An 11,890-nucleotide genomic window follows, 5' to 3' on the forward strand; every position below is an offset into this window, starting at 1 on the left:
TAGCGCCTCCCGGCCGTTTTGTTATCCTGCTACCTGCGGGTTCACGCAGTTCTTCTCGACCTTCCCTTGCAGTGCATCAATCAGGTTATCTACCGCGCAGGCCGCCATGTTATAGCGCGTTTCATGCGTAGCCGAACCAATGTGCGGCACCGCCACGACGTTGTTCAGCGACAGCAGCGGCGAGTCAACCGGCAGTGGCTCCTGTTCAAACACATCCAGTCCAGCAGCATGGATCTCGCCCTTTTGCAGCGCGGCAATCAGCGCATTTTCATCGACTACCGGACCGCGCCCGGCGTTGATGAAGATGGCAGAGGACTTCATTTTGGCGAACTGTTCTGCCCCAAACAGATGATGGGTCTCGTCGGTCAGCGGCAGGATCAGGCAGACAAAGTCCGATTCTTGCAGCAGCGTATCGAGATCGCAGTAGCGGGCGTTGAAGCGTTCTTCCGCTTCCTGATGGTGACGGCGGGCGTTGTAGAGAATCGGCATGTTGAAGCCGAAGTGGGCGCGCTGCGCCAGCGCAAGGCCAATGCGTCCCATACCGACAATACCCAGCGTTTTGTGGTGCACATCGATACCAAACCAGTCGGGACCAATGCTGGAGGTCCATTCGCCGACCTTCACACGCTCGGCCACTTCCACGACACGGCGAGCGGTCGACAGCACCAGCGCCATGATTGTATCGGCGACGGTCTCCGTCAGCACGGTGGGCGTGTGCATCAGCAGCACCTTGCGCGCGTTCAGCGCATCCACATCGAAATTGTCATACCCCACGGAGATCGTTGAGGTCGCGCGGAGCTTAGGCATTTTCTCCAGCAGCGCGGTATCGACGGTTTGGCTGGAGCCCAGCAGACCTTCGGCACTGGCAAAGGCTTGTGCGTGTTGTTCAACCGTCTGCGGACTCAGGTTCGGCACCTGCGTGACGGTGAAATGTTCTTCCAGGCGATGCAGTAAATCGTCGGGTAACGCTTTGTAGAGAATAATGGACGGCTTCATACGACTCTCCATGAGGTAAAGTTTACGCGTGGCGTGCGCCAACCGGTACTTGCTGATTATTCGCGGGTTTGACGACTAAAGTTAGCCATACTGAGGCGAAAAGCGCCACCCCCATAAAAATGTACGAGGCGGATGGACTGCCGGTCGCGCCGTTGAGGTAACCGACAAACCAGGAGCCGAGGAACGATCCGAGCGCGCCCATACTGTTGATCAGCGCCATCGCGCCGCCGGCAACGTTGCGTGGCAACATCTCCGGAATAATGGCGAAAAACGGGCCATATGGGGCGTACATCGCCGCGCCGGCAATCACCAGCAGGGTATAAGAAGCCCAGAAGTTATTCGTGCCAACGGCCCAGGAACCGATAAAGGCGAACGCAGCAATCAGCAGCAGGGGCCAGACGAACAGCTTACGATTCTGTAGTTTATCCGAGGCCCAGGAGGCAACAATCATCGCCACGGTGGCCGCCAGATACGGTACGGAAGAGAGCCAGCCCACTTCGACCATCCCCAGATTCGCGCCGCCTTCGCGGATGATTGACGGCAACCACAGCACGAAGCCGTAGACGCCAATACTCCAGGTGAAGTACTGCATGCAAAGCAGGATAACGTTGCGGGAGCGGAATGCTTCGCTGTAGTTGCGTACCGCCTTAATGCCCTGCTGCTCTTGTTCGAGTTGCGTTTGCAGCGCCGTTTTTTCTGACTCGGTCAGCCAGCCGACCTGCGCCGGTTTATCTTTCACCAGCACCCACCAGCAAAAGGCCCACAGGATGGCGGGAACCCCTTCGATGATGAACATCTCACGCCAGCCGAGCGCCTGGATCAGGTAACCGGACACCACCGACATCCACAGGACCGTTACCGGGTTACCGAGGATCAGGAAGGTATTCGCCCGCGAACGCTCCGATTTTGTAAACCAGTTACTGATGTAAATCAGCATCGCTGGCATAACGGCGGCTTCTACCACCCCGAGAATAAAGCGAATGGCGGCGAGTGCCGGGATATTGCTGACCATCCCGGTTAGCGATGCGCAACCCCCCCATAAAATCAGGCAGACAAAGATCAGTTTGCGCACGCTCCGGCGTTCGGCATACACCGCGCCGGGGATCTGAAAGAAGAAATAGCCGAGAAAGAACAGGGCGCCGAGCAGGGATGAGATCCCTTTGGTGATGCCGAGATCTTCGTTAATGCCCGCAGCGGAGGCGAAGCTGAAGTTTGCACGGTCAAGATACGCCAGGCTATACGTGATAAACACGATAGGCATGATGTACCACCAGCGTTTTGCTGCATTTGTTGAGTTTGCCATAATCAACCTCTGTTGTTTCTGCCGCCGCTGTCTGTAGGGTACAGGGGGCCGTTATCATTACGTAACGCGTTATTCGCCTAACGTTTCACGTGTGGGTAAGCCTTCGCTGTCGCCCTGTACCTGAATGGCCAGCGCGCCAATTTTGTTGCCGCGTGTGACGGCCTGATGCAGCGTCCGGCCTTCCAGCAGGGCGCTGATGACGCCGACCGCAAAGCCATCGCCGGCACCGACCGTATCGACCACGTTGTCTACTTTTACCGGAGCGACACTGCCTTTTTCGCCGTCGGCGGTTTTATACCAGGCACCGTCTGCGCCCGTTTTCAGCACCACGGCTTTCACGCCGTGGCGGAGATAGAAATCCGCAATCCCTTCCGGCGTCTGTTGTCCGGTTAAAATCATCCCTTCTTTAAGACCGGGTAACACCCAGTCGGCCTGGAACGCGAGACGGTTCAGTTTCTCAATCATCTCCGCTTCACTTTTCCACAGCACCGGACGCAGGTTGGGGTCAAAAGAGAGCGTCTTACCCTGCGCTTTCATGGTGCGCGCCGTGTGTGCCAGCAGTTCATAAGCGCTGGCGGAAAGTGCTGCTGCGACACCGCTAAGATGCAGATGGCGGGCCGCGGAGAAGTACGCGTCGTTGTAATCCGCCACGGAAAGGTGGCTGGCTGCGGAGCCTTTGCGGAAGTATTCCACAATGGGATCGGTTCCATTTTCAACTTTAGATTTCAGCTGAAAGCCTGTAGCGTAGCGCTCATCCAGCGTCACGCCTTGCGCATCAATACCCTCTTTTTTCAGTGAGTTGAGAACAAAACGACCAAAGCTGTCATTACCTACGCGGCTCACCCAGCCCACCTTCATACCCAGTCGCGCCAGGCCTGTGGCAACGTTCAGTTCGGCACCGGCGACGCGCTTGATAAACGGCTCGACCTCGGCCAGATCGCCGGTCTGTGTCGCAACAAACATCGCCATCGCTTCGCCGATGGTGATGACATCCAGTGAATGCTTCATGCCTTACTCCTTACGTAACAAATCGACGTAGCGGCGAGTGACCGCAGTCAGGTCGGCCCCTTCCAGTGGAAATTCAATGCCGCGTGGAACGTCGGTGGGCAATTGATTGAGCAGCCCGAGCCAGCGAGGCTCGGCGTCGTCCGGGGGAATTGCGCGATAGCTGTCATGGTGCGCGGTGGCGGCTTTGACGTGAACATAACCGACTGATGCGGCCAGTTGACGAGCGGCCTCTTCCGGCGAATCGCCCACCCACAGCCAGTTGCCCATATCAAACGTCAGTTGTACCGGCAGCGCATGTTGCTGACTGGCGGCGTTAAAACGTTGCATCGGAGCCAGTCGTCCGCAGGCGGTCTGGTCATTTTCTACCACCAGAGCCATACCGCTGCTTTCCAGCCAGTCGCGCAGGGTGTCAAACTGATCTGCGTGGACGAAATGGCCCAGAGAAACCTTCAGCCACAGCGCGCGCAGCGTTTGCGCTTCCTGAAGCAGAGACGGCAGTTGCGGATTAAGGCGGCCATCTTCCATGAACAGCGGTTGTGGCGCGGAATAGCAGGCCAGCAGATCGACGCGTTCGATGGCTGCAGCCAGTGTGGTCAGGGCGCTGAGTTCAGCGTCAGTAAACAGTTCACGGCGAATCTCGACGCCGTCTGCGCCTGCACCGGCAATGACCGGCAGCATCGCGGTTTGTCCGCCGGCAGCGCGGACGGTGTCGTAGCCATAGGCGGCGGTGACCACCATAATTTTTCTCTGCATGGGAACTCCAGAACTAACGCTATTGTGATTACGCTAGATGGAACCGGTTCCAAAGAAAAGCATCATGTGTCGAAATTATGATCACCATCACGAAGGAAAATTAGCGGGCGGTGGAACCGCGAACGATCAGTTCGCCGGAAAAAACCTGTTCATGAATGGCATCGCTACCGCCTTCGATCCGGCGTACCACCTGTTCGACGGCGGCATAACCAATCTGCCATGTGGGCTGTTTCATGGTCGTAATCCCGACGCCTGCCAGTTCGGCCCATTCCAGCTCATCAAACCCCAGCAGGCCGATATCGCTGCCCCAGTTGAGGCCAATGCGTTTCAGCGAGCGGGCGACCTGAAGGGTGAGCGCGCCGTTAGCGGAGATCACCGCCTTACGCATCCCGCGATGCTGCTGGTGGAACTGACGTAAAGTGTTATCGAGCTGCGTATTCTCGCTGAGCGGGACTTCGGCGTTTTCGGCGACAACGCCCGGATAGCGCGCCAGCGTTGCCCGAAAAGCGCTCAGTCGTTCACGGCGGGTATTGACCATGCCCAGCGGTTCGCTGAGAAACAGCAGGGCCTCAAAGCCTTGTTCAATCAGGTGTTCGGTGGCCGTGGTGGCGGCCTGGGTGTTGTCCAGTCCGACGACGTCACAGGCGAAGTCAGGGATTTTGCGATCGATAAGTACCATCGGCAACGCAGACTGTTGCAGGCGATTCAGCCCCTCTTCACGCATCCCCACGGCGTTGACCACGATGCCTTCTACCTGATAACTGCGCAGCAGATCGAGATAGTGCAGTTCCTGGTTCACCTCGTTATTGGTGTTACAGACCAGCGGCGTAAAGCCTTTCTCGCGACAGGCGGCTTCGATACCGCTTAAGACGTGGACGGAATAGGGGTTGGTGATATCGGCAATGATCAGGCCAATCAGGCGGGTACGACCTCGTTTCAGGCCGCGAGCCATCAGGCTGGGGCGATAGTCGAGATCGGCAATGGCTTTTTCAATACGCGCCAACAGAGCATCAGAGAGCAGGTGTTTTTCGCCGTTGAGATAACGTGAAATACTGGTTTTACCGGTTTTTGCCGCTTTCGCGACATCGCTGATGGTAGGGCGTGTTGATTTGCTCATCGCTGATTTCCTTGCCTTGGATGAGCATACCTTAGCGCGAAAATGCCCGGTGGCGCTACGCTTACCGGGCACACTGTTGGGTTTTGTCGGCCGGGTAAGGCAACGTCGCGACCCGGCAGGAAACTTATTGCACAGGACTTAAGGTAATTTCGACACGACGGTTCTGGGCTTTCCCTTCCGCCGTGCTGTTGCTGGCGATCGGATTTGCCGGGCCCAGGCCGCGGGTGCGGATGCGGTTGGCGGCAACACCCTGAGCGATGAGTGAGCTGGCCACGCTGTCCGCACGCTGTTGCGACAGACGCATATTCAGGTCCTGACCGCCGGTGCTATCGGTATAGCCGATCACATTGACGGCCGTTTTATCGTACTCCTTCAGCACCATCGCCACGCCGGTCAGCGTGTTCGCGCCCGCCGGTTTCAGGGTCGCGCTGCTGCTGTCGAAGGTGACGTTATTTGGCATGTTCAGAATGATGTTATCGCCGCTTCGCGTCACGCTCACGCCGGTTCCCTGCATTTTATCGCGCAGTTTTGCTTCCTGTACGTCCATGTAATAACCGACGCCGCCACCGAGCGCCGCACCCGCCGCTGCGCCAATCAGTGCGCCTTTACCGCGATCTTTCTTCGAGGAGGAGAGGGCGCCAATACCCGCGCCGACCAACGAACCAATGCCCGCGCCAATACCGGATTTACCCGCTTCGCGTTCACCGGTGTAAGGGTTGGTTGTGCAGCCAGAAACCGCCAGGGCGCCACTCACAATAGCGGCAATGACTAAAACACGTTTCTTCATCTTAATTCCTTAATGACATTCTTATTTTTACCACAGCGACCGTGGCGGTTGATTATGACGTGTGAAGATGAAGAAAATTCCAGGGATCTCTCTGAAATTTGTAAGTAACATTGAACGCCGTAATACATCAGCCTATCTGCAGGAGTGCCTGACTTGACGACGCACAATCCGGTGTTAACCGCCGCCCACTGGGGACCCATTCTTGTCGAAACGGACGGAGAAAAGGTGCTCTCCTCCCGGGGCGCGCTGTCCACCTCGCATCCGAATTCACTGCAAAGCGCGGTCCGCGATCAGGTGCACAGTAAAACCCGGGTGCGTTATCCGATGGTACGTAAAGGGTTTCTTGCATCGCCTGCACAGCCGCAGGGCGTGCGCGGACAGGATGAGTTTGTGCGCGTGAGTTGGGACGATGCGCTGGCGCTGATTCATGCGCAGCATACGCGGATCCGCGACACCTGGGGCCCCTCGTCTATTTTTGCCGGTTCTTACGGCTGGCGTTCCAACGGCGTCCTGCACAAATCGGCGACGCTGTTACAACGCTATATGGCGCTGGCGGGCGGCTACACCGGGCATCTGGGCGATTACTCCACCGGCGCAGCGCAGGCCATCATGCCGTACGTAGTGGGCGGCAGCGAGGTGTACCAGCAGCAGACCAGCTGGCCGGTGATTCTGGAACACAGCGATGTGGTGGTATTGTGGAGTGCCAACCCACTGAATACACTTAAGATTGCCTGGAACGCGTCGGATGAACAGGGGATACCTTACTTTGACGCGTTGCGCGAAAGCGGAAAACGGCTGATCTGTATTGATCCCATGCGATCGGAAAGTGTCGATTTCTTCGGCGACAAGATGGAATGGATTGCGCCGCATATGGGTACCGACGTGGCGCTGATGCTCGGCATCGCGCATACGCTGGTGGAAAAGGGCTGGCATGACGAGGCGTTTCTTGCCCGCTGTACCACGGGTTATACGGTCTTCTCAGACTATCTGCTGGGTATAAGCGACGGGATCGCTAAAACGGCCGAGTGGGCGGCCGCGATTTGCGGCGTTCCGGCAGCCAAAATCCGTGAACTGGCGGAATTGTTCCATAAAAATACCACTATGCTGATGGCCGGTTGGGGCATGCAGCGTCAGCAGTTTGGCGAACAAAAGCACTGGATGATTGTCACCCTGGCCGCCATGCTGGGACATATAGGTACTCCCGGCGGCGGTTTTGGCTTTTCTTATCACTTTGCCAACGGCGGTAACCCGACTCGCCGTTCTGCTGTGCTGGCGTCAATGCAGGGCAGTCTGCAAGGGGGTACCGACGCGGTGGAGAAAATCCCGGTGGCGCGCATTGTTGAAGCGCTGGAAAACCCCGGTGCGCCGTATCAGCACAACGGTATGAACCGTCACTTCCCGGATATCCGCTTCATCTGGTGGGCGGGCGGGGCGAATTTTACCCATCATCAGGACACGAACCGACTGATCCGCGCCTGGCAAAAACCGGAGCTGGTGGTCATCTCGGAATGCTTCTGGACCGCAGCCGCAAAGCATGCCGATATCGTGCTGCCGGCGACGACCTCCTTTGAACGCAACGATCTCACCATGACCGGGGATTACAGCAACCAGCATCTGGTGCCGATGAAGCAGGTTGTACCGGCGCAGGGAGAAGCGCGTAATGATTTTGACGTCTTTGCCGAACTGAGCGAGCGCTGGGAAGCGGGCGGTTATCAACGCTTTACCGAGGGGAAGAGCGAGCTGGAATGGCTGGAAACGTTCTACACCATTGCCGGACAGCGTGGTGCCAGCCAGCAGGTGACGCTGCCGCCGTTTGCCGAATTCTGGGCCGCTAACCAACTGATTGAAATGCCGGATAATCCGGCCAACGCGCAGTTCATCCGTTTTGCTGATTTTCGTCGTGACCCGGACACGCATCCGCTGAAAACTGACAGCGGTAAGATCGAGATATACTCGCAGCGGATTGCCGGTTATGGCTATGCGGACTGTCCCGGACATCCGATGTGGCTGGAGCCGGATGAGTGGCACGGCAATGCCGAACCTGAGCAGTTACAGATCGTGTCGGCGCACCCGGCGCATCGGCTGCACAGCCAGCTTAACTACAGTCACCTGCGCGAACGGTACGCCGTCGCGAACCGCGAGCCAGTGACGATTCACCCGCAGGATGCGCAGGCGCGCGGCATTCGCGAGGGTGATACGGTGCGTATCTGGAATCACCGTGGTCAGATCCTTGCGGGTGCAGTGGTCACCGACGGTATCAAACCCGGCGTGATCTGCATTCATGAAGGGGCATGGCCGGATCTCGACCCTGCGGCCGGGGGCATCTGTAAAAATGGCGCGGTGAATGTGCTGACCAAAGACCTGCCCAGTTCGCGTCTGGGGAACGGCTGTGCAGGCAATACCGCGCTGGCGTGGATGGAGAAATACAGCGGACCCTCGCTCGCGCTTACTGCGTTTGATCCGCCCGCCAGCCCATAATCCAGGTGGGATGCTGGGTATCCTCCTGCCATGCGCTGTCTTCAATACGAAAACCCAGCGCATGGTAGAAATTTACCGCGTTCTGGTTTTTCTGATATACCTCGAGGCTCAGCACGCTATAACGCTGCTGAACATGCTGCACCAGCGCTTTACCCATTCCACTGCGTAACCTATCCGGGGCGACAAACAGCGCCCCTAAAAAGCGTTGTTCCATCACGCTGACAAACCCTTTCAACGCCCCTTCTTCCTCCCAGACCCAGGTTCTGGCGGCGGGCAGGTAGACATCACGCACAACCTCTTCACTCTCGTGCCAGTAACGTTCAGGGATAAAAGGATGCGCATAGATGGTGCTTTCCAGCCATAGCGCCAGCAGCGGCGTCATGTCATCACTATGAAACTCGCGAATCATTTTTATCTCCTGGATGACAGAAACAGCCGGTGATGTGGTCGTTGACCAGTCCGCAGGCCTGCATGAAGGAGTAGCAAATGGTCGTACCGACGAATTTAAATCCCCGCTTTTTTAACGCTTTTGACAAGGCGTCCGAGGCGGGAGTGGAGGTCGGGATCTCACCCAACGTCGCGGCGCGGGTGATTTGCGGCTGATTTTCTACGAATGACCAGACGAAATCGGCAAACGGTTCGCCGTTTTGCGCCATCGCCAGATACGCCCGGGCATTACCGATGATGGCCTGAATTTTCCCCCGATGGCGGATAATCCCGACATCAAGCAGCAATCTTTCCACATCGTCTTCTTGCATGGCTGCCACGCGTTCGGGATCGAACTGGTGGAAATTAGTGCGATAATTTTCGCGTTTCTTGAGGACGGTAATCCACGAAAGACCGGCCTGCTGACCTTCCAGGCAGATCATTTCGAACAGTTTTTTACCGTCGTGCTCGGGTACACCCCACTCGTTATCATGGTAGGCAATGTAAAGCGGGTCCTGACTGACCCAACCGCAACGTTCCATACTTTCCCTCGCTCTTTGACTTGCCATAAAAATATCGTTCCGGACGCCTTGACGCGCCAGCGAAAAAGACAATATTTAATACAGGGCTTTCGCCTGTCATCCTTAAATTACAATGACAATAATATCGCCGATTTCGGCTCTCTTCTGGAGTCGCATTGATGATGATAAAAAAACGCAGTGGTCGCCGGGAAATTATTCTCCTGGCGAGCGTCGTGGTCTGTTCGCTTTACATCAACACAGCCCGCGCCTGGCAGCAAGAATATATCGTTGATAACACGCCTGGATATACGACTGAACGCTATACATGGGACAGCGATCACCAACCGCGCTATGACGACATTCTGGCTGAACGTATCCGGACGACACAAAGTGTGCCGGGGCTGGCCGTTAATCTTGAGCAGGCTTCGCCGGTGGAGGCAACCAGCGGCATGAGCATGGGCTGGAATTTTCCTGTCTCTGGCGGTGTAACCACCGGGCCAGTCGCGGCGTTGCATTACGATGGCACCACTTCCTCTATTTATAACGAATTTGGCGACAGTGTGACCAGCCAATCGTTCGATCCGCTATGGCATGCCAGCGTCAGCACGCTGGGCTGGCGGGTGAATTCGCAATTTGGCGATCTGCGGCCGTGGGCGCAAATCAGCTACAACCAGCAGTTTGGCGACAATGTCTGGAAGGCGCAGTCGGGACTCAGTCGAATGACGGTGACCACTCAGGACAGTAACTGGCTGGACGTGACCGTTGGTGCCGATATGCTACTTAATCAGCATATGGCGGCCTATGCCGCACTCTCGCAGGCGGAAAACACTACCAACAGTACCGACTACCTCTACACGATGGGGGTGAGTGCCAGATTTTAACCTGTCATTTACAATTTAAACCCAGTGATAACAGTGGCTGTGTCGATAGTACGCACTAACTGACGGGGCAAAAATTCATTCAATGAATATTTGTCTCGTCATTCATTCCGCATTCCAGGCATTTCATTCCGTTCTGATGGCACTTCATGCCGTTTTCTCCCTGCATAAAATGCATTTCGTTATGGTTGACGGCAGAGAATTTTCCCTTTTGCTTATGCAGGAAGACTGCCATGAAAACCGCATCGTATCAGCGCACCCGTTGGTTGACCCTTATCGGTACCATCATTACGCAATTTGCCTTAGGTTCTGTGTATACCTGGAGCCTGTTTAATGGCGTGCTTTCCGAAAAGCTGGGTGAGCCCGTTAGCCAGGTGGCCTTTTCTTTCGGCCTGTTGAGCTTAGGCCTGGCAATATCCTCTTCTGTCGCCGGGAAGTTGCAGGAACGATTTGGCGTGAAACGCGTCACCATGGCGTCCGGCATACTGCTCGGGCTGGGCTTCTTCCTGACTGCACACTCCAGTAACCTGACGATGCTGTGGCTGAGCGCGGGCGTGCTGGTGGGTCTGGCGGATGGCGCGGGCTATCTGTTAACGCTGTCTAACTGCGTGAAGTGGTTTCCGGAGCGTAAAGGACTGATCTCCGCCTTTGCCATTGGTTCTTATGGTCTCGGAAGCCTGGGTTTCAAATTTATCGACAGCCAACTTCTGGCGACCGTCGGTCTGGAAAACACCTTTGTGATTTGGGGTGCGATTGTGCTGGTGATGATCGTCTTCGGCTCGACGCTGATGAAAGATGCACCCAATCAGGAAGTCAAAACACAAAATGGCGTGGTAGAAAATGACTACACCCTGGCGCAGTCCATGCGTAAACCGCAGTACTGGATGCTGGCGGTGATGTTCATGACGGCGTGCATGAGCGGGCTGTATGTGATTGGCGTGGCGAAAGATATCGCTCAGGGGCTGGCGCATATGGACGTGGCTTCGGCGGCCAATGCGGTGACAGTGATTTCTATTGCTAACCTGTCTGGTCGTCTGGTGCTGGGTATCCTGTCCGACAAAATTGCCCGTATCCGTGTGATCACCATTGGTCAGGTGGTATCTCTGGTGGGAATGGCCGCTCTGCTGTTTGCGCCGCTGAATGCGCTGACCTTTTTTACCGCCATTGCCTGTATCGCCTTTAACTTTGGTGGGACTATCACCGTCTTCCCGTCACTGGTCAGCGAGTTTTTCGGTCTGAACAACCTGGCGAAAAACTACGGGGTGATTTATCTCGGCTTCGGGATTGGCAGCATCTGCGGTTCGATTATCGCGTCGCTGTTCGGTGGATTCTACGTGACCTTCTGCGTCATTTTCGCTCTGCTGATTCTCTCGCTGGCGCTCTCCACCACCATTCGTCAGCCAACGCGCGAGGTGCTGGAAATAGCACACGCCTGATAGCCGAAAAGAGTTTCTCCAGGCCAGCCGACGTGCTGGCCTTTTTTGTTATGTTTGCCGTGAATAGTTCGCTTTCAAACTTGATTTTTTGTAAATATCTCTTTCGATCACATTCTCTGTTGCCACTTTCTTTGCTGCATGTGGTCTACTTAGCCGCGTGTGTCGATTTTGATATTTGACTACCTTC

11 protein-coding genes are annotated in these 11,890 nt (G+C 56.1%); 3 read left to right on the plus strand and 8 right to left on the minus strand.

What is annotated here, in order from left to right:
• Positions 1–21: 21 nt before the first annotated feature.
• The 6 genes from ghrB to ACERJC_RS15925 form a co-directional block, all read right to left on the minus strand.
• Positions 22–996 carry a glyoxylate/hydroxypyruvate reductase GhrB gene (gene ghrB / locus ACERJC_RS15900; RefSeq protein ID WP_152400518.1) on the minus strand — a complete coding sequence of 325 codons (975 nt, stop codon included), beginning with the start codon at positions 994–996 and terminating at the stop codon, positions 22–24.
• A gap of 22 nt (positions 997–1,018) precedes the next feature.
• Entirely contained in the window at positions 1,019–2,299 is a 1,281-nt protein-coding gene (locus ACERJC_RS15905; protein WP_152400516.1) for an MFS transporter, read from the minus strand.
• A 69-nt stretch (positions 2,300–2,368) separates the two neighbouring features.
• The gene (locus ACERJC_RS15910) at positions 2,369–3,307 is read right to left on the minus strand and encodes a sugar kinase (protein ID WP_178823091.1); all 939 of its coding nucleotides are present in this window, start codon (positions 3,305–3,307) and stop codon (positions 2,369–2,371) included.
• Positions 3,308–3,310: 3 nt separating this feature from the next.
• Entirely contained in the window at positions 3,311–4,060 is a 750-nt protein-coding gene (locus ACERJC_RS15915) for a sugar phosphate isomerase/epimerase family protein (RefSeq protein WP_152400512.1), read from the minus strand.
• A gap of 100 nt (positions 4,061–4,160) precedes the next feature.
• The gene (locus ACERJC_RS15920) at positions 4,161–5,177 is read right to left on the minus strand and encodes a LacI family DNA-binding transcriptional regulator (protein ID WP_061075967.1); all 1,017 of its coding nucleotides are present in this window, start codon (positions 5,175–5,177) and stop codon (positions 4,161–4,163) included.
• Positions 5,178–5,301: 124 nt separating this feature from the next.
• On the minus strand, positions 5,302–5,964 hold the full coding sequence (locus ACERJC_RS15925) for an OmpA family lipoprotein (RefSeq protein WP_152400510.1): 663 nt from the start codon (positions 5,962–5,964) through the stop codon (positions 5,302–5,304).
• Between the two features lie 153 nt (positions 5,965–6,117).
• Here ACERJC_RS15925 and ACERJC_RS15930 point away from each other — a divergent pair, with 153 nt between their 5' ends.
• On the plus strand, positions 6,118–8,442 hold the full coding sequence (locus ACERJC_RS15930) for a molybdopterin guanine dinucleotide-containing S/N-oxide reductase (protein WP_373672049.1): 2,325 nt from the start codon (positions 6,118–6,120) through the stop codon (positions 8,440–8,442).
• Here the strand turns inward: ACERJC_RS15930 and ACERJC_RS15935 are convergent.
• Both ACERJC_RS15935 and tag read right to left on the minus strand, forming a co-directional pair.
• On the minus strand, positions 8,411–8,851 hold the full coding sequence (locus ACERJC_RS15935; RefSeq protein WP_373672050.1) for an N-acetyltransferase: 441 nt from the start codon (positions 8,849–8,851) through the stop codon (positions 8,411–8,413). The genes ACERJC_RS15930 and ACERJC_RS15935 overlap by 32 nt on opposite strands.
• A complete protein-coding gene (gene tag / locus ACERJC_RS15940) occupies positions 8,832–9,410 on the minus strand; it encodes a DNA-3-methyladenine glycosylase I (RefSeq protein ID WP_373672127.1) in 579 nt (192 codons plus the stop codon). Before tag ends, ACERJC_RS15935 begins: the two co-directional genes overlap by 20 nt.
• A 158-nt stretch (positions 9,411–9,568) precedes the next feature.
• Here tag and ACERJC_RS15945 point away from each other — a divergent pair, with 158 nt between their 5' ends.
• Both ACERJC_RS15945 and ACERJC_RS15950 read left to right on the plus strand, forming a co-directional pair.
• The gene (locus ACERJC_RS15945; protein WP_373672051.1) at positions 9,569–10,270 is read left to right on the plus strand and encodes an autotransporter domain-containing protein; all 702 of its coding nucleotides are present in this window, start codon (positions 9,569–9,571) and stop codon (positions 10,268–10,270) included.
• Between the two features lie 230 nt (positions 10,271–10,500).
• Positions 10,501–11,703, plus strand: a complete 1,203-nt coding sequence (locus ACERJC_RS15950) for an L-lactate MFS transporter (protein ID WP_373672052.1) — start codon at positions 10,501–10,503, stop codon at positions 11,701–11,703.
• Positions 11,704–11,890: the final 187 nt, after the last annotated feature.

The sequence above is a fragment of the Citrobacter telavivensis genome, from assembly GCF_041807075.1.
Taxonomy (GTDB): Bacteria; Pseudomonadota; Gammaproteobacteria; order Enterobacterales; family Enterobacteriaceae; genus Citrobacter_A; species Citrobacter_A telavivensis.